Genomic DNA, 20,561 nt, shown 5'->3' with positions numbered 1-20,561 from the left:
GCTCACCGTCGTATGAAGCCGTGTGCCCCCGTAGGAGACCGTGCCCCCGTCCAGGGTGGATCACGCTCCTACGGGGGCACACCGTCTGGAGAGGTGCTCGTGCGAGAGAATGGCTGCATGGAGATGCCGAGGAATGAACGGTCGCCGGAGACGCCCCATGTCCTCGTCGTGGGACAGGACGGGATGTCGCTCGGCGGCGGTCACGCTGACGACGAGTCTCGCGAGGTCCCCGTGACGGACATGGTCGAACAGCCGGCGAAGGTCATGCGCATCGGCAGCATGATCAAGCAGCTGCTGGAAGAAGTACGGGCGGCTCCTCTGGACGAGGCGAGCCGGGTCAGGCTCAAGGAGATCCACCGGGGTTCGGTCAAGGAGCTGGAGGACGGACTGGCTCCCGAGCTGGTCGAGGAACTCGAGCGCCTCTCCCTGCCGTTCACCGACGAGGCGATTCCCTCGGAGGCCGAACTGCGCATCGCACAGGCCCAGTTGGTCGGCTGGCTGGAGGGGCTGTTCCACGGCATCCAGACGGCACTGTTCGCCCAGCAGATGGCTGCGCGCGCCCAGTTGGAGCAGATGCGTCGTGCGCTTCCGCCCGGCGCTCCCACCGACGACGACGACGTGTCGCACGGCGCGATCCGCTCCGGCCCGTATCTCTGACCGCCCGGACAGGACCTAAGGGCCTCACGGCTCGTGAACGCGCCGACGGCTGGGCCCCGTTCCCCATGGGGGCGGACCCAGCCGTCGTGGCGTTCGGTTCAGTCCCGGGCGGCCGAGGGCGCGACCAGCAGCACCTTGCCCACATGGGCACCCGAGTCCAGCGTGCGGTGCGCCTCGGGAGCCTCGGTCATCGGCAGGAGGCGGTCCACCACGGGGCGTACGGTCCCGGCCGCCAGCAGCGGCCAGACGTGCTCCCGGACCGCCGCCACGATCGCCGTCTTCTCGTGCAGCGGACGCCCCCGCAGCGACGTCGCCATCACCGCGGCCCGCTTGCCCAGCAGCGCCCCGAGGTTCAACTCCCCCTTCACACCGCCCTGCAGCCCGATCACCGCAAGCCGTCCGTTCACGGCCAGCGCGCGCACATTCCGGTCCAGGTACTTCGCTCCGATGATGTCGAGGATGACGTCCGCACCGACGCCCCCGGTCCCCGCCCTGACCTCCTCCACGAAGTCCTGCTCGCGGTAGTCGATCAGGAGGTCCGCGCCGAGTTCCGCACAGCGGCGCAGCTTCTCCGGACCGCCCGCGGTCACCGCCACCTTCGCGCCCACCGCCTTGCCGAGCTGGATCGCCATCGTGCCGATTCCGCTCGCCCCACCGTGCACCAACACCGTCTCGCCCGGCCGCAGATGAGCCAGCATGAACACGTTGGAGCTTGTGGCGGTACCCCCACCCATGAAGAGGTTAGACCATACGGTCGCGGTAACTTCGGGCAACGACGCAGCGTCCACCACGGAGACACCGTCTGGGACAGGAAGCACCAGGCCAGCGGGCACAGCCACCTTTTCGGCGTACCCTCCACCGCTCAGCAGCGCGCACACCGGCTGACCGACTTCCCACCCCTGTACGCCCTCCCCAAGTGCCGCCACGTGCCCGGAGCACTCCAAGCCCAGATAGGGAGACGCGCCGGGGGGAGGATCGTAGAAGCCCTGCCGCTGGAGTAGGTCTGCCCGGTTTACGGCGCTTGCCGCCACGTCGATGAGGATTTCCCCCGGCCCCGGAACGGGATCCGGGACATCCGTCCACGTGAGGACTTCGGGGCCGCCCGGTTCGGTGATCGTGATTGCCTTCATGACGCCAAGCTACCCACGACGAAGGCCCCGCCTATGCACCACGGGGGCAGCACACAGGCGGGGCCAGTACAGGGGCGGGCTCAGGCGGTCTTCCGGTACTCCGCCCAGCGGCGGGAGGCATCCCGGATTCCGGCCGTCCACGGGTCCGGGTCGTCACCCGCGATTTCTTCCCACACATTCACGGTCGCCAGCGCGAAGGCCATGACGGCTTCCGGGGCTGCTGTGCTCCACGCCGGAATTCGTCCAGCCCAGGATTCTGCCGACCGGGGTTCGTGGCTGCCTGCTGCCATGAGCCAGACCACCCAGTAGGCAGCGTCCAGCCATGCCGCGCCGCGTGATGCCCATGCCCAGTCAACGAGGTAGGCAGGGCCGTCCACCATGACGTTCTCGTTGTTCAGGTCCGTGTGAACCAGCGAGTTGCCCGCGAAGTAGGCGAGATCAGACGGCTTAGCGGCGTAGGCCCCAAGGCGCTGTTCCATCTGCCGCAACTCGACATCAGGGCAGTCGACTCCCCCCAGACGGCACAGCAGATCGGCCACCTTTGGCAGGTCTGGCGATCCTGGGGAGTAGTCGGCGTGGTGGCCGTTGAGGGCTTCAAAGCCCAAGAGCACCCACCCGGCGTCTTCCATCTGCCAGCGAAGGGCAGGCGCGATCCCTCGAAGGTACGGGTTGACTTCAGCTTCTCGGCGCTGCGTCCACACGCGTCTATGGTCCGACCGAAGCCCTTTAACAAAGAACGCACCGTTCGCGGTGAACACCCGCGCAGCGATTTCGCTGTTGAATCCCCGGCTTACCGTTTCGGTCTTGAGGATTTCCCCGGCGCGAGATTCGACGCCTGCCAGTACGGCGGGGGGTAGATCATCGAATGACATTCGTTCAGTTGCCACGGTCCTCAGACTCTCATGGAACGGGCCGTGCGGACCCCGCAGCGAGTGAACGCCGCGAAGCCCGCACGGAGACTTACGCGTGTGTGTTACTGGTACGGGTTGTCGTCGCCGCAACCCGGCGTGGTTCCGTCGGTCAGCGACTCGACGTCGTCCACGATGACCAGTCCGGCCGGTTCCGGGGCCGTCGGCAGGCCAGTCGGGACCAGGAACAGGTTCGTGGGTCGGGGCTCGATCTCTACGGCTACAGCGCTCATGCTGATTCGTCTCCATTTCCGTGTTGGCAGTAGGTGATCAGTGGTGCCTTCGCTGCCTGATATGCCTTTGCTAGCGGCCGACAGACACGGCAGGTTGCCGAGAGCTGACAGCCGGTGCAGCCACCGGAGCGAAGCATTTGGGCGTCTGCGATAGCGGGCAGACGCAGAAGGCCGTCAAGTCCCTCAGCCATAAGGCTGATGGGGTTCTCTCGGCCGATCTTGCACATGGTGGCGAATCCGTGGGGGTCCACGTGGAAGAACGTGTGTCCCGCCGGGCATCCCTTAAAGATCTGGGTCTTGTCCAGATACGCCATGGCCTGTGCGGAAAGCGGGTCAGAGTTTCCGTCGTAGGTGGGCGAGATGTTCGCGTACTCGGTGAACCCTGTCGCGTACATACCGGCAATCTCCCGCATGGCCTCTACTTCATGCGCGTTGTGCTTGGTGACGATCAACGTGAGTTCGATCGACACATCAGCTTCTTTGGCTGCTTTCAGTCCCTTCATGAGCAGCTTGAAAGAGCCTGGCTTGCGGGTCAGCGAATCGAAGCTTTCCGCGCTCGCGCCGTACAGCGACACCTTGACCTTGTGCGGCGGCATTGAGGAAAAGAGTTCGATGGTTTCGGGTCGGTGCAGTCGAGATCCGTTGGTAAGAATCTCGATCAGCATTCCGAGCGCGTACGCCTGCCGGTACGAGTGCGCGAAGTCACGGTCAATGGTTGGCTCTCCACCCGTAAATTGCAGCCATAACACGCCAGCGTCCCGGAGCATGAAGAGGAGCCGGTCTTTCCCGTCACGCGGCAGCCCCTCGAACTTCCGCTCTGCCAGGTAGCAGTGTTCACAGTTGAAGTTGCATCCCTTGTTGATTTCCCACGTAGCGCGGGCGTAGTTCAAGGGCGTGAGGTGACGCACCAGGACATTGCCTCGGGCGGGCTTTCCCGCTAGGTCGATTTCCCAGGCTTGGCGGGCAGCGTTTGCAAGCCACCCGGGCACCTCCTGGTGGTCGTCCACGGCACCGGCTAACTCAGTGTGCATGGCGTGCGGGATCTGCATTCCCTTACGCGCACCGGGGCGCACAATGACGAACTTCGTGCCCTGCGGGCTTGCAATCACCTGGTGCATGTGACCCTCCGGGTTGGTGCCCATCCCTGCCGAGACTTCGAATAGGAGGGGGGAGCCTCTTCGGTCTTTGGCAGGGATGGGAGTCTGATAGACGATCAGGCTGCCGCGTGAGCGACTTCCTGCAATCGCCAGTCGGTTAGGAAACTGCGCACCATGGGGCGAGCCTCAAGCGCGTAGTAGAGATCGAGATCAAACCGGCCCATCAATCTGTCCGGACCACCCGACATGACAGAGAAAGGACGACCGTCTACGAGTTCCGCCATTTGCCAATCCTGGGCACGCTGATCGCCTGCCCACTTCCGAAGGATGTGGCCCGGGTTTGGAGCCTTCGAGTCTGCCTCTTGTAGCGCATCAGGCGGCCACGGCCCCACTCCCGGAATTGGGTCTAGGGCGTTCGCGAGCCGTAGCGCTTGACCTCTCAGCCATCGCACGGCAAGCCTTGGGCTAGTTGCTCGGTAGCCGCCTAGGAACCATTCCATGCCGCCATCTGGGTAGTAGGCCACCACCTCACACCAATAGCCGTCTAAAGGCGCGCTCATCGCTGCCACTCCCCCGGAACCACGCGGTATGGCACGGTGACCTTGAGCCGGTATGTCAGGTGGTCCCAGTTGGCGTTTCTGTGCCCCGAGACCCAGTCGGCAGCCGCCTCCAAGGCTGCCTTTGCCGCCTTCACGTCAGCCTCTGGAATTCGTTCCTTCGCCACGTCCACAGTCGGCCCGGATTCTCCGCACACCACGCATTCCATTGCGGCAGTGCGGAGTTCTCCGTCAGGCTCGTGATCCTCCTCAACGCTGAATTTCCGAAACCCGTACCGCTCGCGCATTACTGCTTCCCCAGCTTCTTGAAGTGCTCTTCGATTGCCGTCGTCAGCTCGGTCACACGTTGGGCCAGCGCTTCAACCGTCGTCGCCCCCTGGTCCTGGTCGGCGGCTGTGGTGGGGCGCTCGGGGGCGTCGGCGGTCACCGCGCTGCCTCCGGTGTTCCTGCGAGCAGTGCGGCCGTGAGGGCGCGGGCCGTGTCGACGTTGCAACGACCGAGCTCGATCAGCACGTGCGAACCGGGGTCGGCATAGGCGCACGGGTCCAGCCGTACGGACGGAAGCGTGACCCCTGCCGCCGCGAGTGCGGCCAGCAGCTCGTCACGCGCGCTCTCCCCCTCCTTGATCCGGTTGTCTGCCGTCTGCGTCGTCCTTCTCGCTGCCATGACCACTCCGCGTACTGCCGTCGGTCCCGTGTGGGGCGGGTACTTACGTTCCGCACACTCAGCATCACCATGGGCGCGTACGCTCAACAGGTCTGACGCCATTCCAACGGCAGCGGAATAAAAGGGAGTTGAACGCATGAGCGAAGGAGCCGATCAAGGGCATGAGCCCGCAAACGCTGCTGCCTACTTCGGAGGAGAGGTAGCCGCACTTAGAGAAGCACTTGGCCTCTCGCAAGTGGCCTTTGCGGATGAGCTGCACTTCACACAGTCCCAAGTCAGCAAGTGCGAAAGCGGTGCCGTGCTGGCCTCGGAAGCGTTCGCCATGGCCATGGACCGGGTAGGCCGAACACCCGGGTTCTACAGGCGGTTGCGAAACCGGCTGAGCCAACAGGGGCACCCAGACTGGTTCGTCCCGTACATCACGCTGGAGGAAGCCGCCAGCGGCGTTACGGACTACTCGTGCACGTTCCTCATGGGCCTGCTGCAAACGCCTGAGTACGCGGCGGCAGTCATGCGGGCAGCCTTCCCACGTGAGACCGAAGAGCAGATCAAGACGCGTGTCGAGTTGCGTATGCGCCGTCAGGCTGTCCTAGAGCGCGAGGATCCGCCGCTACTTTGGGTCATCGTGCACGAGGCCGTGTTGCGTACCCGGGTAGGGGGCCGCTCCGTGATGGTGGCGCAGCTTGAACACCTCATCGTGCTTATGCAGTCGCCCCATGTGATCCTTCAGGTGCTTCCCTACGACGCGGGTGCCGCTCCGTCCAACTTGCCCTTTACGCTGCTCTCGTCGGACGGTACGCCCCACGCGGTCTACACCGAGACGCCAACCCACGGCGGACAGGTGGACGAGACACCGAGCGTGGTGAGTGCGGCAGTTGGCATGTTCGACCGGCTACGCATGGCAGCACTCTCCGAAGAGAAGTCGCTAGCCCTGATCCGTAAGATCATGGAGGACCACGCGAAATGAGCAAGACTCTCGGCCCCGAGCACCTGCGATGGGTCGCAAGCACCTACAGCGGAGGCGAGGGCCAGTGCGTCGAGTGGGCACCGGATCACGCGCGGGCCACGGGCGAAGTTCTGGTCCGTGACTCCAAGGACCCGAACGGTCCTCACCTGAACCTGACCCCTCAGAGCTTCGCCGGACTGGTGGCGTTCGCCAAGGCTTGCGGCTGACGCCCTACTCCGTTTCGACCCATGGCCCCGCTATTCCATCCCCAGTGGAATAGCGGGGCTTCCGTCACCGTGAGTGAAATTTCAGGCGGAGCTGGCGATTTCCAAGCCAGGCAACTCGGACATCGCGCCCACCTTCGCCCTACGCGCAGTAGCTAGCCAGAGACCCCGAGGAGGATCCGTTCTAGCGCGCCGACCAGTACGGACGGCCGGTGACCGATCAGGCTGATCACTCAGCCCACCAGGGGTAGCAGGCACGCTGCGTCCGGCGCCGACGACCGCCAGCAGCAGTAACCAGAGAGCGCCCAGCGAGACGGCTGTAACGGCGTTGAGAGCGCGTTGAGTTGGACGACAGGTCATCGGTGGTTCCCCCTTGGTGGTGCTGCCCGGATCCCGGGCGGTGGTGCGTAGTGCGATCAAGCGTGGGTCGTCTCCTGGTGGTGGTGGATGCCGTAGTCACAGGCCGACCACACGCCGCCCGGGTAGGGCAGGTAGGCCCCCGTCTCGGGACTGGCGTACCACTCGCTAGAGCCGACCAGGGCGCGACCGCCAGCAGTGCGCAGGAGCAGCCGGAAGCCGTGGAATTGGCTCCTCAGCACTCGCGCTGTAAGCGTGCCTTGCGCACGCAAAATGGCGGTCACGTCGTTGCACATCGTGATGCGTTCCTCCCCCAGTGGCGACGGCAGATCAGGGCACGGATGCCACGTCAGCCGGTTGTCCCCCAGCGTAGGCACCCACACTGACACCAGCACGTCACCAGCACTGTGCGTAGTCATTGAGTAACTGTAGAACACTTGTCCGATTTTCGGTAGCGATCTCTTACTCAGTTCTTGACACCCCGTCACCTATGCGTACAGCGATCGCCAAGGATGACATAAGTCACCTCTGTGCGCACTCGCCTAAACCTGTGAATTCTGGGCATATTCACAGGTCCTTCCGTACAACCATTTGCCCCTTTCGTGCGTCCGCAGTCCGCGCGCGAAAGTCCGTAAACACAAAAATGCCCCCGCCATTTCTGACGGGGGCTCAACTCTGATCAAACAGTCACCGCGTCACGTGACTCGGTGGTCACCAGCGCGACACGCGATCCTCGGTGCGGAGTGTGGCGGTACGGAGCGGCGTGCGGTCCGGTGCCTCAATGGCCTTGGCGGCATCTATCAGCCATGCGGCAAGGTTGCGCATTTCAGTGGGGGTCAGCTTGGCGCGATCCCCCGGCACGGCGACGCTCAACAGGCCCCGTTCCTTGTCGTTGTGCCACGTCAGCACGCGACCGCCATTGCAGGCGGCAAGGGTGGCCTTGGTCTCCTGGGTCACCTTAAGCATTGGGGTTTCTCCTTCAGGGGTTGAGGTCTTCAAGTTCCTGCATGAGCCAATAGGCATGATCGGAGTTCATGCGCACAGTGGCGACGGTGCGGCCAGCGGCATTACGCATGTGGAAATCGAATTCCAGGCCAACGCGAATCACTTCAACGGTTCCGCCGTCGACGGTTGAGAACTTCACGCCGCTGCCGTCCAGGCTTCCGCGAAGCGGTCTTTGGCCTTGCTGCGGACGACCCGGACTTGATGAAGCGGTATTCCGTAGTCGCGCGAGAGTTCGTCGTCCCGTTCCGCGCCGTAGTAGTCAACGGGCACGATGCCGGTAAGCGCCATGAGTACGGTTCGCTGCTGCTCACCCAAGCGGGAAAGGGTCCTGCGTACTTTGATGCCGGTCTGCTTGCTGCGCTCTCGCGCGAAGTCATTCGGCTCAAGCAGATCGGCAGGCACTTCGGCCTCAACGGCAAGGCGGTCGGCAAGGGTGATGCTCTCCCCGGTATCCGTCTCGCCAATGGGAGCGTCAAGGTAGTGAACGCCCTGGTAGCTCAAACGTGCCGCGTAGGCGGTATCTGCGCTGAGTCGTCGGTCGCCCATGGCTTCCTGGGTGGTGGCCAGCCATTCGGCTTGGTGCGGGTCACCGTCGGCCATGGAGAGTGCGCGCTCAAATGCCGCTGCCACGGAGCGGGAAACCCCTTGGCGGGTCTCCTCCTTGCGGCTGTCGCTCATGGCCCCCTTGAGGGTCCGGTCAATGAACGAGAAGAACTCAGCAACAGTGTGGCCGTTGAACCGCCTGAGCCCTTCCCAGATGGCTATGCGGCCGACTTGGGCTAGGTCTTCTGCAAGGGTGTGATCAGTGCGTCCGCCGCCCGTTGCGTACTTCCACGCGAGTTGCGTGACGCGTTCTTCGGTGGCGTTGACGATTGCCGTGATGGCTTCAAGCTCATTGTCCTTGGCAGCGGCAATCTGAGCTTCGGAAAGGTCGATCATTGGGAGTGCTCCGCGTGTTCCGTGGCGTGTTTGCACTCCGCTTGGGAGCGCAAGGGTTGCCCGGAACGGGGCAGAGCAAGCGCAAGACCGATGACCCTGAAATGGGGTCGTGCGTCAGGACATGCGGGGGCATGGCAAAGCCCCGTCCGGAACGCTTCGGACGGGGCTTGCGCATTGCCGTCGTCGTGGCGTGACGGCTACTCAATGCGGGAAAGCGGACAGCTCCAATGGAGTTAGTGGAGGGTAAGACCGCTTGTCTTTTGGGAGGTTGTTTTTCGATGCGGAGGCGTTTTGACGCACCGTTCGGAGGGAGGACAGGGGCGCGCCTGATCTCGTCCGCTGGGATGAGTCGGGTAACGGACTGATAACGGAGCACCGAGTCACGTGACGCGGTGCCTAGTAGTCAGCGCCGTACAGCGAGCCCCATGACCGTCCGCCAACTTCGGCCGTAGCCACAATGGGAACTCCGAACAGGTCAAAGGTCATTGCCTTCTCGAACTCCCGCGCATAGTCGGCCGCTTCGCGGGCGGGTACCGACGCGAGGATTTCGTCATGGATCGGCAAACGCATTGCGTCGAGAAGACCGACGCTCTCGGCATTCAAGAGAGCTTGCCCAAGCAAGTCCCGTGCGGCGCTTTGGCATTGGTAGTTCACGACGGCATATGCCCTGTCGCGATCCAATGGCATGCGCCTACCGGTGGCCGACACGGTAACCATGCCGGTTGCTCGCGCCTCACGCTGCCAGCGAGCCGACGCGCGGCGGATCTCCGGGAAGATGCGGTCATAGGCCGTGACGGCTCTCTTGATCTCCTCTTCGGTTGCTCCGGTCTGCCTGGCCAGCGTGGAAATGCCACCGCCGTAGACCTTGCCGAATCCCGCGCCCTTGTAGAGTTTCCGGTCCTTGTCGGTGGCGGACTCGCCCTTGATGAGCTGGGCTGTGAACATGTGGATATCGAATTCCGTGCCACCAGCCTGGAAGCCTTCTTTCATCCGGCGTACGTCGGCGAGCGCTGCCAATACCCGCATTTCCACGGCCTGAAAGTCAGTGCTCACCATGACGTGACCTTCGTCAGCGAGAAGGCAACGCCGGATCATCTGATCCGATGACGGAAGCGTCTGAAGCGCGGGACGGGTGACACTCATGCGGCCCGTGCGTGCGGCCAATGAATTCACGAAGGGATGCACCCTGCCGGAGGCGTCCACGGTCTCTAGAAACGTCTCCGCATACGCGGAACGCCACTTGCCCGCGCGCTTGCTCCGCAACACAGCCTCGGCCAGCGGGTTAGGGGTACGGACACCTAGCCGCTTCCACTGCAAGTCCATGTCGGCCAGTGCAAGCAATATGGCCTTGTCGACCTTGACGGCCCCGCTTGCTGTTCGCTCTGTAAGCACCTCCCCCATGCCGCTGAGCGCTTCCGCAATCTGCCTTGTGGAGTTGACCGACTCGACGCCGTACCGGGCTGCCACTTCGGCGTTCTCGTTCGCGTCATGGGAAAGGGCCGAATCCAGCTCAAGCGTGAACGCACGGTCAAGAACCATTCCCTTGCGCTGCATGTGCGCACAGATCCGGGATATCTCGTGCTCGTACTCGACCAACCGAGCACGCACCCCCAACCGTTCAAGTTCACCGGCAAGGCACGGTTCCAGCCGGGCCGTGAGAATCACGTCCAGTCCGGCGTACAGGTTGTATGTGGGGTGCTCCAAAGGGATTCGGGCAAAGCCGTTTGCCTTGGTGAGTCCAAGCCCCCTGAAGACGGCCGTGAGGTCCCCTTGCGTATCCGGGGCAGTCCGGTCTACGTAGTACGCCGAAAGGGGCTTGAGGCCGGTCCCAATGCCGCCTTCCTGGGGTTGGCGCGGATCCACAAGCGCAGCCATTACGCGCGTATCGCGCGTGCGGGGCGCAAGGTCTTCCAGCCGGATGCCCGCGCACTGGTCCAGGACCAGCCAGTCAAAGGCAGCATTGTGAATCAGAAAGCGCCGAACCTTCGTCAGCGCTTCCATGGCAGCGCGGCGGAAATGGCCACCCTTTTCCCAGTGGATTACCCACGCGTCGTGCGCGTCTCCGAACTGGACGGTACGAAGACGGTAGCCGTCCGCGAACACATCAAGCCCACTGGTTTCGGTGTCCAGCGCAACAGGTCCGCGCGCGCTGGCCAGACGCGCCCATTCCAGGAATGCGTCAAGCTCTTGCAGTGTGGCCGGTACGTGGACGTTCGCCACGTCATCGGCAACGGCGTGCCGGTAGGTCAGCACTTTCCCCCCTTAGACGCAGAGAGGCCACCGAGTCACGTGACTCGGTGGCCTATGCGGGCTTTGTTACTTGGCGAATATTCCGGTGCCGTCAGGGGCTGAATCCGCTGACCGGATGCCAGCAAGGGCGACACCGGCGCGCTTAATGATGCGGGTAACGCCTCGTTCCTCAAGAGCGGCGTAGAACGTGCGCCGGGTCCATCGCTCCTTCTGCGGCAGGTTCTCCGCTTCGCACCAATCCAAATAGTGATTGAAGGCGTCGTTGCCGTTCATGATGTGGGAGTCGTCGCACTGCTCAAGCACGCCAGGAAGGAACCCGGCGAGCGCGTCACTGGTCCGCCGGTATTCGTTGCTGGCTTTCGTGATGGCGTCGGGGTCTTGGAGCCCGCCCCGGTGCCACTCGACTGCACCGCGCACCGCCCATGCGGCGATACCTTCGGCTTCCTTCATGAGCTTGGCGTCAAGGCTGTAATCCCGCTCGTGCGGAGCGAACCAGCGAGTGAAGGGCAAGAGCTTCACGCGCCGCCAAAGCCCCTCGTCCTGACCCTTGAATTTGGGTCGGTGGTTGGTAGCGAGGATCAGAAGGAACGTCGGCTTGAAAGTGAAGAACTCTTGCCGCAGGAACCTTGCGGCCACTTCGTCTTTGCCGGTTACGCGCTTGAGTACGCTTTCCGACATGGGCTTGCCGGACTCTCCCTCAGAGGCCATGACCAGACGCGAACCCCTCAGCGCCGCCAAGTCATTTGGAATGCCTCCGGACGGCTTCTCTTCAAAGGTGGCGAAGGGCGTAGTGCGGCTGATCGAGCGGAAGACGGCCGTAAGGGTGTCTGTCGCAACTGACTTGCCGTTGGCACCCTTTCCCCACGCGACACAGAAACACTGTTCGGCGTTGCTTCCGGTGATTCCGTAGCCAACGAGACGTTGGAAGTACGCAGGCAATTCCGGGTCGCCGGGAAAGATCTCTGCGAGGAACTGTTCCCAACGGTCGCATGGCGCTTCGGAGTTGTAGTTGAGATCAAGCCGGTACGTGAGCATGTCGCGCTTGTCGTGCGGACGGAGTTCACCGGTCCGAAGATCCACCGTCCCGTTCTTGAAGCTCAAGAGTTCGGGCCGGTTATCGAATTCCGAAGCGTCCACGTGCACGGTGGGCACGCTGCGAAGCTCCGTCATCAGGGCGTCAATTCGCGTGGTCATGGTGAAGCCACGCGCCTTCTGAGTCTCGCCAGCGAGAACGAGAGCAGCCCCCATGCGGTGAATCTCTTGCCGTACGCGGACTTCGGAGCGCTGCCACGTCTGGCCGTTCCACACGTAGTAGCCCAAGCCCGGGGCATAGCGAATGCAGCCGTCCGACCACGCCACAAGAGCATGGGCGTTCATGGCGTCACTCTCGCCGTACCGGTTGATGAGCCCAGCGAGGATGCGTGCCGCCTCGGTACCGTCGTCGCGCGTCACAACGTCTGTACCAGTGCGGTCGGTCAGCTCAGCGGATACGGCTTGGGCTTCGTCTTCCTGTGAACTCAGCACGGGGCGTGCGGACTTGACCGCGCGGTGAAGCGCGAGAGGGAAGGCGTGGGCGTCACGGCCCCGCCATTCGGTGAGATCGTCGCCCACGTTGGGAATATCAAGGCCGTAGACGTCTATGCCGTGCGGCTTCAGTCCCTCAGCCAAGGCCCGGTTGAAGCGTCGTCCGGCGTCATCGTTGTCCCCGGCAGCGATCACCTGAGTGCCCTTGAGTCCGTCGGCAAGTTCCGCCAGTAGATCGGGACTTCCGGCAAGTGCGGCACCCCGGATGATTACCGCGTCATACCCGACGGCCACGACCGTGAGGCCGTCTCCCGGCCCCTCAGAGACGATGGTGACCCCGTAGCCACCCTGCCCCCGCAGAACGCCGTAGGAAGCCCACCGCTCCCCCTTCGGGTTGCGTAGGGACACCCAGCGTCCCGGGCACTGGCCGCTGAGGTCCCGCCCCTGCAAGCCACGGGCTACGCCGTTGAAGTCGAGAAGGGGAACAGTCAGTCGGGGAAAGCGCGTGAACGCCCTTGACCGGTACGGGAAATGGGGGAAGCTGAAACCTTCGTCAGCACCTAGGTAAAGCTCATGGGCTGTTTCGTCGTCCACTCCGAAACGGCCAGCCGCGTACGCGAGCGCTTCGGCTCCCACTTGAGAAGTACTGTCGTGCAGCCAATCAACGGTGCGGTCGACGTAGGCGGCCAGTGCGGCAGTTGGCCCCGGACCAATCAGCGAGGGACGCTCATGCGGCACGGTGGCACCGGGACCGGTCGCATTGAAGAGGTCACCCCACGCCAGCCCCACGGCGTCGATGACCTTCTCAGTTGGACACCCTGCCCGGCACGTGATGCGGACCTTGCCGTCATCCCCCCGCCAGATGCGCAAAGACGGTCGAGAGTCCTGATGTGCCGGGCAGAGAGCGAGGTATCCGCCATCGCTCTGTTCGGTTACGTCCGCGAACCGGGCGAGTATCTGAGTGAACTGCATTTCGTTGCCCCTCCTTCGTTCACTCGCCTCTTGAGCGCGAAGGTTGCCCGGATCGCTGCATTACTCCTTGTGAGTTCCGCGGAGCCCGCCATGTCCGTTTTTGCCCGTTAGACCGGTGCCGGCGCCGGGGTGAAATCTCACTGAACGTCACGCCTGGCGCGCACCTCGGCCAGAAGTCCGGCGAAGGCTTCCAGCTCCGTGGCCATGTACCAGCGCCCCGTTTCAAGCCCCCGCAGCGATGGCGTGAAGGCGTAGCGTTCCGCAAACTCCCGCGTGCTCATACCGAGCGCCAGGCGCACGCGGGTCCATGTCCGAATGCCCACGTAGACCTTCCCGCGCCGGACGTTGAGACGTGGCATCTTGACCACGGCGACCCCGTACGGGAAGCCCGCGTGCAGTGCCTCAATCTCCGCTTGCCGAATGAACGTGGGGACGCTCGGCCGCTTCACGTTCTTGCACTCCAAGACGAACGGAACCGCGTGTACGTCGCCCACGTCGGCGGAGCCCTCTTGCGCTGGACGCCGGACGTTGTACGCATTGAACGGGTCAAGGAATTTGCCGTACTCGTCCACCAGACATAGCGCGCAGTTCAGATAGTCACGTACGTCGGATTCCCATTGAGTCCCCTTGACCTTGTTCGGATTGGCCACTCCTCTTCCCCCCATTCACCGAGTCACGTGACGCGGTGTTCGCATGCCAAAGGGCCGGACAATCCCCTGAGTTGGGAACTGTCCGGCCCTTGATGTGTGCCTAGTTGCCGCGCCTCACGTCCGGCACGATGAGCCGCGCGTGTTCAGCGCTGATCCATTCGGCGCGCATGGTCCGGCGCTTCGCAAACCCACTCTCTGTGCCGGTCGGCTGCACCTTGAGCATGGGCCGCAGCCTGCCATCCACCAGAACGGCCGTGACGCGCTCAATGATCGCGTCGGATGCGCGGACCCGATTCCCCTGCCGGGCGCTGTAGTTGATGAGGTCACCGGGGTATAGCTCTTCCCCCGCATAGTCGGTGACCACGCCTCTCTTAGCCAATGTGATTCCCCTCGTCGTCGTTCACGCCGAAGCGTCGTCGTCTCTCATGTATGACCGCCCTGCGCGCCTCCGGGGGGAACTCCCACAGGGGCGAACGGATGACTTCGTCTGCTGAATCTCGCAACCAAGCCCGGATATCGTTAAGCATTCGCGCTTCGCTTCCGCTCTTGATATCGGAGCCGCCTGCATTCACGGCAGCTTCGATTCCCGTTCGGCATCACATACCAGTTGGAATGCCCCCGCTGGCAATAAGCGCCTGGAGACCGAAACTGCCCCCGCCCCCTTCCCTTCTTCATCATGTCGATTGCGTTATCGCTTTGGGAGCCGACAAAGAGATGGTCTGGCCGAACGCATGGCGGGTAGTCACATACGTGGCACACCACCGCATCGCTAGGCACTGCAACCCCGCCAAGAATCAATGCGACTCGGTGTGCAAACGCTGTGGGAAGTCGCCTGTTTCGGAACTGTCCGTACCCGGTTGGGAAGCGGGAAGCCCCCCACACCCAGCAGTCCCCCGACTTATCAACCTTCGACCAGAAAAGCTCTTCAAGCGGCTTGGGCTCAGTCGGCAATTGCATCGTTCCAGGACTTGAGCACGCTCAGGGTGGGCTTGTAGTAGCTGACATTCAGCCCCTTGTTCTTGCCTTTCTTAATGGTGAATTCGACAAGCTCAAGTGCGAGTTCAGCCAGCGCCGGACCATCGATGGCCGCTAGGGCGTTCTCATACTCGTGCAGCACGCTCGCCATGACCCAACTGCCGCTCTGGAACTTGAACACACCGAGTTCCGGATCATCCGCCAGTCGGAACGTGATCGTGATGGAAGGGGCAGGGCCTATGAAGTCCTTCGCCGCCTGCTTGCGCTCAGCGAAAAGCTCCGGGCAGTTGCACGACTTGCCCTTCTTTTCGTCCGGACTCAGAAAGCGGGTGCCGTCGCAGTGATGAACCAACTTGTTCCGGTTCCACAGCTTCAGATCCGCATAGATGGACTTCGGGCCGTCGAGAACGATCGGAATGGAATCCCGGTCGGTGAAGACATCGATGAAGTTCTCACCGCGCGAATCCGTCTCTATGGGCTCTCCGCCGAAAAGCTGAGCAACGGCCTGCGCAACCACGGGATCCCCCGTGGAAATACGCCACTCCGAAAGCGCCTCGGGAACGTCATCCACCTGGCGGCCGGAATGGAATCGACCCACCGTGTCATCACTGAACGTCTTCTTAGGCTCAGGCTTGGCGTTGGGGTCGGTTTCGAAAATGGTCAGTAGCGACATGCGTTCGCTCCTCATGAATGCGGGGATGGAAGAGGGGCGAACGGGAGGGACCGCCTGTCACCGAGTCACGTGACTCGGTGGGGTCTGCCTCTCGTCCGCCCCTTCTGATTGACCTAGAGCGCGGAAGTTTCCCGCCTACTTGGCGCGGCGCTGAGTGCCGGTCACGAGACCACCGGCGCTCTTGGCGATAGCGCGCCCAAGAACCGTCTTGGAGGCATCCCGGTCCCACGTGAAAACCCGTCGCAGTGCAAGGAAGAACGAGAAGATCTCTGCGTCAATGCGTACGGGCTTGAACTCCCAGAGTTCCGGCGTGATGTGGAGTACGGCCGCACCGTCAAACTCCGGCATTGGCTCACTCTGACCGTCCGGGGAAATGATCCGGTCGGCGTTCGCGTAAGCGCTCATCTGAAGCGCCACATCCGGGTACGTGCCCTTGCTGGTCTTCCAGTCGGCCATGAGCAGATGCGGAGTACCCGACCGGTCCGGCGTCGGCTTGCCGTCGTCGTTCAGCCACACCGTGAGAACAGCATCGAACGATCCGGCGTACTCGTGCTCATCGCTCCATGCGACGTCTTCCGCCCGCTCAAGACGGGGGTTCACGGCCTCAAGGAACGCAGCGAACTGGATGCGGTACGGCTCAAGGTCCGGATGCACGCTGCCGACGTACTCACCCCGGATCATGCGCTCAAAGAGGTCATGTGCGTGAGAGCCCACGTCGGCGCGCAGCTTTGTGTACCTGCGGGCAGCGCCCTTGAGGTAGTCGACTGCGCCTTGCCGGTCACGCTCGGCCATCTGTGCCACGAAAGGCAGGCTGTCAACGGCGAGTTCGGCCGTCATCTTCGCGGCCCAGTACATCAGGAATGGCTTAGGCAGCATTCCCACGACTGACGTGACACCGGGCACCTTGATCTCCGGGCGCTCCGGATGAATGTAGAAGCGGCTTCCGCCGCGCTGAATTGTGCGTACGCGTCCCACGCGCATCCCCCTCGGGTAGGTGTCCTGTCACCTACGGGGGAGCGCAAGGGTTGCCATGCCGCCCGAGAGGCCCTGTGTGGCCGTCTGTGGGCACGGAGAGGCCCCGCCCGACCGAGGGGGCCAGACGGGGCTAGGAGGCGCTCAGGTGGGCGCTCAGGGCACCGAGTCACGTGACTCGGTGGTCTGAACGAGAAAGCCCCCGACCCTTGCTGATGGAGGGTCGGGGGCTTCTCTTGCTCTAGGCGTTACGCCTTGAGTTCCTTGCGCAGCGCGGAAAGGAGAGCCGTCAGCTCGTCCAACGCCTCTTCCTGCTCGTCGGCGTCCTCAATGCCCCGGATCTCCTTCACTTGCTTCTTCCAGGAGTTCGCCACGCGCTTGACGTACGCGGCGCGCAGTTCCTTCGGGGTCTTCTCGACTCCGTCCACGCTCAGCGCTTCGGCTGCCTCTTCTTCGGAGAGTTCGCCAGCCTTGACAGCGTCCTCGACCTTCTTGCGCTCCAGGGCCTTGCGCTCTCGGTCCGCCTTGGCGATCTCGGCACGGGTGCGGAGTTCGTACCCGTGGAACTCCGCCACCGCTTCGGACGGCTTCTTGTCCGGGTGCGCCTCAAGGGCGTAGGCGTACTTCTTGGCTTCTTCCGGCGAGTTGTCCAGCGACTTCAGGTATCGCGCGCGGGCATCCCGGATGGAGTTCTTGTAGCTCTTCTTGATGCTGTCGACTTCGGCGCGGATCGCGTCGGCCGCTTCGTCTTCGCCCTCTTCCGGCAGTCCCTCAAGGAGACCGTCGAAGACCTGGTTTGCACTCTTCTTCGCCGCATCGCTGTCGGCATTCAGGTCAGGGTGACCGTTCTTGTTCAGAATGCGGGTGCGGATATCCAGGATGGTTTCCGCAACCTCGTGGCCACCCTTGAACTTGGAAATCGCAAGGGTCTTGACTTGCTCCTGGCCCTTCGCGACCAGCCCCTGAATGTCCTTGTCGGCAAGGGCCGTTTCAAGGCTAGTCTCCTTGCTGACCGCAACTTCCTTGCTGGCAGGCTTGTCGGCCTTCTCCTTGTCGGCCTTTGCCTTCTTGGCTTCCTTATCTGCCTTCGTCAGCTCAGCGCGGAGCTTGGCCTTAATGGCAGCCGCACCGGTTCCGGTGATCTTCGGGATGGCCTTGCCGATTTCCTCGGTCAGCTCCTTCGCGGAATCATCCTTGCCCTCAGCGATGAGAGACGGCAGGCGCTCAATGTCGGCCCGGATCCCCTCAGCGGCCTTTTCCTGAGCGGCCTTGTCCATCGTCTTCGCGGCCATGGTGGCTTTCTCCGTCTTCTCGTCGTTAACCGGCGTGATCACCGTAGCGGGCACGGTGCGCCCAAGTCCCGGGATCTCGATATTTGCTTCCGTGACCTCAACCGGGCCGGTGGGAACCAACGGGCTGCACTTGACGCAGAGTTGAAGGTCCGCCTTCTGCTCGTGTGCGGGTCCCCAGGAACGGATGGGGTCCTTCGTCCGGGTCGGGCAGTACGGAATGTTCCGCCCGCGCTCGTCCACTTCCTTGAGAGCGTGAATGGTCGAATTCCCTGCGGCCGTTGCGCCAACCCTGACGTCGCCCCGAACCTCACTCAGCTTGAGTCGCCGTGCAGCCATCTTGGCCCCCTCGTTCTTCATCTCAGCTTCGGCGGCAATCTGTGCCTCAGCAGCCTTCTCACAGGTCTTGCAGAGCTTGCGCACACTCTTGCGTGCGGCTTCGAGCACTTCGGCCAGCGTGGCGTACGTAGCGCCCTGCGCGAAGCGGTACCGGGTCAGTGACCCGCAAGCGTTCTCGGCGTAGTAGGACACATGGTCTCCCATGTCCTTACCGCCGCCAGTGGTCCGGATGGTGAGCCCATCAATGTGGTTCGTGGTGCGGTTGTACTTGATGGTGTAGCCGCTCACTGTCCCCCCCTCGATCCCGCCCCGGTGTCTCGCGGGGCCAACAATGGCACACGCGCGCGTGCGCACACAAGGCACCGAGTCACGTGACTCGGTGGTCCGAACACACGAAAGCCCCCCACCTGCACAGATGCAGATGAGGGGCAGAAATATTCGAGTGTCATGGCATCAAACTAGCTTGTCTGTAAGGGAGTTGAGGTCTTCCACGGTGCCCACGTTGGCAATGACCACGTCGACAGGGAAGTCGTCTAGCGCAGACTCGCTCACATGATCTGGCGCTGCGTTGACGACGTCGGGGCGCAGGATCCGGACCAGTCGAAACCCACGCGCCTTCAGCGCCTCTGCCTCATTCGGGTACCGGCAGTCAGTGACGACGACCGGAAGATTCCACGTGTCGGCTACGGCCACTTTGTCCAGCGCGAGACTGAGCCAGTGACCGGACTCCTGGTCTCGCACCCCCTGCCCGGTGCGCTGTAGCGTGCGCCGGACTTCAGGGAAGCGGCCTTTCGCCTTCTCCCATCCGTAGCGCTGCACAACGGCGCTCAGCCGTGTCGGCAAGGGGCCGTAGCCGGACGGCTCATAGGCAACAATTGGGTCGATACTCAAGGCCATTTCCTTGAGCGGGTCAGCGAATGCGATGCGGGTGTACGCGTATCGGCTTATCAGTCGTGCCGCGATGGTGTCCTTGCCGGATCGGGCACGGCCGATAAGCGCGATGTTCGGATATCCCATTTGGGGTTGCCTCTCGGGACTAGGTGGTGAACTCCCTAATCCCGAGAGCGCGACGGTTGCCCCGCTTTACTGCTCGCGGTGCCGGGCGACGATTCCGGCAGTTGCCAGCGCGTCCAGGGTCTTGCCGTCCTCGATGCGCTGTACTGCCTCACCGGTACCGAGCACGGCCGCAGCAACACCCAGGATGAGCGCGGACGGCAGCGACGGCACGTAGTGAGCCACCAGGGCGAGCACGGCCACCAGGGCGGCGTAGAAGCGGGTTGCATGAGCCTTGACGAAGGTCATTTGAACTCCTCTTTCGTTACTGTCTGTATAGATTTCAGGCGCCGCCGGCTCCTGGCTTTACGGCCAGAATCGGACATAGCGACGCCCGCGGAATTCACGGAGGGTTACGAGACGCGGGGAACCTTGAGGGCATCCCATGTGGTCTTGCCGGGCCAGCCGTCAGCGTCGGTACCGCTGTATCCGTTCTTGCGCTGCCACTTCGCGTAGGAAGCCCGGTCAGCGTCAGTCCACTGGGGACCCGGACCGGACTTGTAGGCGGAGCAGCCGACGGCTACCAGGCGCTTGCCCATGGCCGTGACGACAGGACTCCGGGGGTTCTTCTTGAACCAGGCCGTACCGGGGTAGGGCTGGTAGCCGGTCGGCGTGGGCTTCTCACCCGCAAGCGCCTTGGCGCGCTTCAGAATCTCGGGAAGCTGGGCAATGACCTTGCTGCCGGGGCACGACGTGTGGCCGCCCCATGCAGCGCCGCCCATGCCGTGATAGCCGAGACCACGTCCCGTGGTGCTTGTGGTGAGCTGAAGCGGCACGCCGTAGGTCTTGTGAGCCCACGCCAGCACTTCGGCACACCGGTCGATCTGAGCGGACGTCAGCGAGTCCCCGCCGCGCCCCTCATTCTCAACGGAGAGCCAGGTACGGTTTCCGCCCGCCTGAGCCCATGCCCGGTCGGCAGTGTCAACCCACTGGTAGAGCTGACCGCTTCTGCCAGTCCCGAAGTGACTGGACGCCTCAGCCTGCGGGTTGCGGAACCAAGAGTCGGTGCCGCCAAGACTGCCGTCCATGATGTGAATGACGACGCCGTAAACGGCATCCTGTCCACCATCCGTGAAATTGCGCGGAATCGGTCGCCAGGTAGCGCCACTGAATCGGGCCATTCTGTTTCCCCCTATGAAGAGGCC

Annotated in this window: 26 protein-coding genes; 3 read left to right on the top strand and 23 right to left on the bottom strand. The window is 63.2% G+C overall.

What is annotated here, in order from left to right:
* Positions 1–123: 123 nt before the first annotated feature.
* Complete coding sequence (locus tag ACTWOL_RS19510) at positions 124–657, top strand: bacterial proteasome activator family protein (protein ID WP_474301201.1); 534 nt, start codon at positions 124–126, stop codon at positions 655–657.
* Between the two features lie 98 nt (positions 658–755).
* On the opposite strand, the gene ACTWOL_RS19505 is transcribed toward ACTWOL_RS19510, so the two are convergent.
* From ACTWOL_RS19505 to ACTWOL_RS19470, 8 genes are all read right to left on the bottom strand, one after another.
* Entirely contained in the window at positions 756–1,787 is a 1,032-nt protein-coding gene (locus ACTWOL_RS19505; RefSeq protein ID WP_474298024.1) for an NAD(P)H-quinone oxidoreductase, read from the bottom strand.
* An 80-nt stretch (positions 1,788–1,867) separates the two neighbouring features.
* A complete protein-coding gene (locus tag ACTWOL_RS19500) occupies positions 1,868–2,674 on the bottom strand; it encodes a hypothetical protein (protein WP_474298023.1) in 807 nt (268 codons plus the stop codon).
* An 86-nt stretch (positions 2,675–2,760) separates the two neighbouring features.
* Complete coding sequence (locus ACTWOL_RS19495; protein WP_474298022.1) at positions 2,761–2,928, bottom strand: hypothetical protein; 168 nt, start codon at positions 2,926–2,928, stop codon at positions 2,761–2,763.
* Positions 2,925–4,070, bottom strand: coding sequence for a radical SAM protein (locus tag ACTWOL_RS19490; RefSeq protein ID WP_474298021.1), 1,146 nt, complete (start codon positions 4,068–4,070; stop codon positions 2,925–2,927). Before ACTWOL_RS19490 ends, ACTWOL_RS19495 begins: the two co-directional genes overlap by 4 nt.
* A 71-nt stretch (positions 4,071–4,141) precedes the next feature.
* Complete coding sequence (locus ACTWOL_RS19485) at positions 4,142–4,309, bottom strand: hypothetical protein (protein ID WP_474298020.1); 168 nt, start codon at positions 4,307–4,309, stop codon at positions 4,142–4,144.
* Positions 4,310–4,581: 272 nt separating this feature from the next.
* Positions 4,582–4,869: a DUF7848 domain-containing protein gene (locus ACTWOL_RS19480; protein WP_474298019.1), complete on the bottom strand. Its 288-nt coding sequence runs from the start codon at positions 4,867–4,869 to the stop codon at positions 4,582–4,584.
* Complete coding sequence (locus tag ACTWOL_RS19475) at positions 4,869–5,009, bottom strand: hypothetical protein (RefSeq protein ID WP_474298018.1); 141 nt, start codon at positions 5,007–5,009, stop codon at positions 4,869–4,871. The genes ACTWOL_RS19480 and ACTWOL_RS19475 overlap by 1 nt, the downstream gene beginning before the upstream one ends.
* Positions 5,006–5,248 carry a hypothetical protein gene (locus tag ACTWOL_RS19470; RefSeq protein WP_474298017.1) on the bottom strand — a complete coding sequence of 81 codons (243 nt, stop codon included), beginning with the start codon at positions 5,246–5,248 and terminating at the stop codon, positions 5,006–5,008. The genes ACTWOL_RS19475 and ACTWOL_RS19470 overlap by 4 nt, the downstream gene beginning before the upstream one ends.
* A 136-nt stretch (positions 5,249–5,384) precedes the next feature.
* Here ACTWOL_RS19470 and ACTWOL_RS19465 point away from each other — a divergent pair, with 136 nt between their 5' ends.
* Complete coding sequence (locus tag ACTWOL_RS19465) at positions 5,385–6,215, top strand: Scr1 family TA system antitoxin-like transcriptional regulator (RefSeq protein WP_474298016.1); 831 nt, start codon at positions 5,385–5,387, stop codon at positions 6,213–6,215.
* Positions 6,212–6,421 (top strand): DUF397 domain-containing protein, encoded by a 210-nt coding sequence (locus tag ACTWOL_RS19460; protein ID WP_474298015.1) that lies wholly within the window; start codon positions 6,212–6,214, stop codon positions 6,419–6,421. The genes ACTWOL_RS19465 and ACTWOL_RS19460 overlap by 4 nt, the downstream gene beginning before the upstream one ends.
* A 413-nt stretch (positions 6,422–6,834) precedes the next feature.
* Here the strand turns inward: ACTWOL_RS19460 and ACTWOL_RS19455 are convergent, their stop codons facing one another.
* From ACTWOL_RS19455 to ACTWOL_RS19385, 15 genes are all read right to left on the bottom strand, one after another.
* On the bottom strand, positions 6,835–7,017 hold the full coding sequence (locus ACTWOL_RS19455; protein ID WP_474298014.1) for a hypothetical protein: 183 nt from the start codon (positions 7,015–7,017) through the stop codon (positions 6,835–6,837).
* Positions 7,018–7,486: 469 nt separating this feature from the next.
* Entirely contained in the window at positions 7,487–7,732 is a 246-nt protein-coding gene (locus tag ACTWOL_RS19450) for a hypothetical protein (protein WP_474298013.1), read from the bottom strand.
* 22 nt (positions 7,733–7,754) lie between these two features.
* Positions 7,755–7,919, bottom strand: coding sequence for a hypothetical protein (locus ACTWOL_RS19445; protein ID WP_474298012.1), 165 nt, complete (start codon positions 7,917–7,919; stop codon positions 7,755–7,757).
* Positions 7,916–8,719, bottom strand: a complete 804-nt coding sequence (locus ACTWOL_RS19440) for a sigma factor (protein ID WP_474298011.1) — start codon at positions 8,717–8,719, stop codon at positions 7,916–7,918. The genes ACTWOL_RS19445 and ACTWOL_RS19440 overlap by 4 nt, the downstream gene beginning before the upstream one ends.
* 396 nt (positions 8,720–9,115) lie before the next feature.
* Entirely contained in the window at positions 9,116–10,972 is a 1,857-nt protein-coding gene (locus tag ACTWOL_RS19435) for a DNA polymerase (protein ID WP_474298010.1), read from the bottom strand.
* 63 nt (positions 10,973–11,035) lie between these two features.
* Positions 11,036–13,465, bottom strand: a complete 2,430-nt coding sequence (locus ACTWOL_RS19430) for a phage/plasmid primase, P4 family (RefSeq protein ID WP_474298009.1) — start codon at positions 13,463–13,465, stop codon at positions 11,036–11,038.
* Between the two features lie 137 nt (positions 13,466–13,602).
* On the bottom strand, positions 13,603–14,115 hold the full coding sequence (locus ACTWOL_RS19425) for a hypothetical protein (RefSeq protein ID WP_474298008.1): 513 nt from the start codon (positions 14,113–14,115) through the stop codon (positions 13,603–13,605).
* Positions 14,116–14,215: 100 nt separating this feature from the next.
* Positions 14,216–14,479 carry a hypothetical protein gene (locus tag ACTWOL_RS19420; RefSeq protein WP_474298007.1) on the bottom strand — a complete coding sequence of 88 codons (264 nt, stop codon included), beginning with the start codon at positions 14,477–14,479 and terminating at the stop codon, positions 14,216–14,218.
* A gap of 155 nt (positions 14,480–14,634) precedes the next feature.
* Positions 14,635–15,072, bottom strand: coding sequence for an HNH endonuclease (locus tag ACTWOL_RS19415; protein WP_474298006.1), 438 nt, complete (start codon positions 15,070–15,072; stop codon positions 14,635–14,637).
* On the bottom strand, positions 15,056–15,763 hold the full coding sequence (locus ACTWOL_RS19410; protein WP_474298005.1) for a recombination directionality factor: 708 nt from the start codon (positions 15,761–15,763) through the stop codon (positions 15,056–15,058). The genes ACTWOL_RS19415 and ACTWOL_RS19410 overlap by 17 nt, the downstream gene beginning before the upstream one ends.
* A gap of 135 nt (positions 15,764–15,898) precedes the next feature.
* Complete coding sequence (locus ACTWOL_RS19405) at positions 15,899–16,738, bottom strand: hypothetical protein (RefSeq protein ID WP_474298004.1); 840 nt, start codon at positions 16,736–16,738, stop codon at positions 15,899–15,901.
* Positions 16,739–16,983: 245 nt separating this feature from the next.
* Entirely contained in the window at positions 16,984–18,651 is a 1,668-nt protein-coding gene (locus tag ACTWOL_RS19400) for a hypothetical protein (RefSeq protein ID WP_474298003.1), read from the bottom strand.
* 165 nt (positions 18,652–18,816) lie between these two features.
* Positions 18,817–19,380 (bottom strand): deoxynucleotide monophosphate kinase family protein, encoded by a 564-nt coding sequence (locus tag ACTWOL_RS19395; RefSeq protein WP_474298002.1) that lies wholly within the window; start codon positions 19,378–19,380, stop codon positions 18,817–18,819.
* 66 nt (positions 19,381–19,446) lie between these two features.
* Positions 19,447–19,665: a hypothetical protein gene (locus tag ACTWOL_RS19390; RefSeq protein WP_474298001.1), complete on the bottom strand. Its 219-nt coding sequence runs from the start codon at positions 19,663–19,665 to the stop codon at positions 19,447–19,449.
* A 104-nt stretch (positions 19,666–19,769) separates the two neighbouring features.
* Positions 19,770–20,537, bottom strand: coding sequence for a peptidoglycan-binding protein (locus ACTWOL_RS19385; protein ID WP_474298000.1), 768 nt, complete (start codon positions 20,535–20,537; stop codon positions 19,770–19,772).
* Between the last annotated feature and the right edge of the window lie 24 nt (positions 20,538–20,561).

It is taken from the genome of Micromonospora sp. IBHARD003 (assembly GCF_056106285.1).
This window is presented reverse-complemented; position numbering and strand designations above follow the sequence as displayed.

Excerpts from the sequence above, each read along its gene's own strand:
- ACTWOL_RS19485 (WP_474298020.1), bottom strand. The coding sequence starts at position 4,309 with ATGGCGGAACTCGTAGACGGTCGTCCTTTCTCTGTCATGTCGGGTGGT.
- ACTWOL_RS19510 (WP_474301201.1), top strand. The coding sequence starts at position 124 with ATGCCGAGGAATGAACGGTCGCCGGAGACGCCCCATGTCCTCGTCGTG.
- ACTWOL_RS19415 (WP_474298006.1), bottom strand. The coding sequence starts at position 15,072 with ATGCAATTGCCGACTGAGCCCAAGCCGCTTGAAGAGCTTTTCTGGTCG.
- ACTWOL_RS19490 (WP_474298021.1), bottom strand. The coding sequence starts at position 4,070 with ATGGGCACCAACCCGGAGGGTCACATGCACCAGGTGATTGCAAGCCCG.
- ACTWOL_RS19385 (WP_474298000.1), bottom strand. The coding sequence starts at position 20,537 with ATGGCCCGATTCAGTGGCGCTACCTGGCGACCGATTCCGCGCAATTTC.
- ACTWOL_RS19395 (WP_474298002.1), bottom strand. The coding sequence starts at position 19,380 with ATGGGATATCCGAACATCGCGCTTATCGGCCGTGCCCGATCCGGCAAG.
- ACTWOL_RS19440 (WP_474298011.1), bottom strand. The coding sequence starts at position 8,719 with ATGATCGACCTTTCCGAAGCTCAGATTGCCGCTGCCAAGGACAATGAG.
- ACTWOL_RS19470 (WP_474298017.1), bottom strand. The coding sequence starts at position 5,248 with ATGGCAGCGAGAAGGACGACGCAGACGGCAGACAACCGGATCAAGGAG.
- ACTWOL_RS19480 (WP_474298019.1), bottom strand. The coding sequence starts at position 4,869 with ATGCGCGAGCGGTACGGGTTTCGGAAATTCAGCGTTGAGGAGGATCAC.
- ACTWOL_RS19390 (WP_474298001.1), bottom strand. The coding sequence starts at position 19,665 with ATGACCTTCGTCAAGGCTCATGCAACCCGCTTCTACGCCGCCCTGGTG.
- ACTWOL_RS19495 (WP_474298022.1), bottom strand. The coding sequence starts at position 2,928 with ATGAGCGCTGTAGCCGTAGAGATCGAGCCCCGACCCACGAACCTGTTC.
- ACTWOL_RS19460 (WP_474298015.1), top strand. The coding sequence starts at position 6,212 with ATGAGCAAGACTCTCGGCCCCGAGCACCTGCGATGGGTCGCAAGCACC.
- ACTWOL_RS19505 (WP_474298024.1), bottom strand. The coding sequence starts at position 1,787 with ATGAAGGCAATCACGATCACCGAACCGGGCGGCCCCGAAGTCCTCACG.
- ACTWOL_RS19465 (WP_474298016.1), top strand. The coding sequence starts at position 5,385 with ATGAGCGAAGGAGCCGATCAAGGGCATGAGCCCGCAAACGCTGCTGCC.
- ACTWOL_RS19430 (WP_474298009.1), bottom strand. The coding sequence starts at position 13,465 with ATGCAGTTCACTCAGATACTCGCCCGGTTCGCGGACGTAACCGAACAG.
- ACTWOL_RS19410 (WP_474298005.1), bottom strand. The coding sequence starts at position 15,763 with ATGTCGCTACTGACCATTTTCGAAACCGACCCCAACGCCAAGCCTGAG.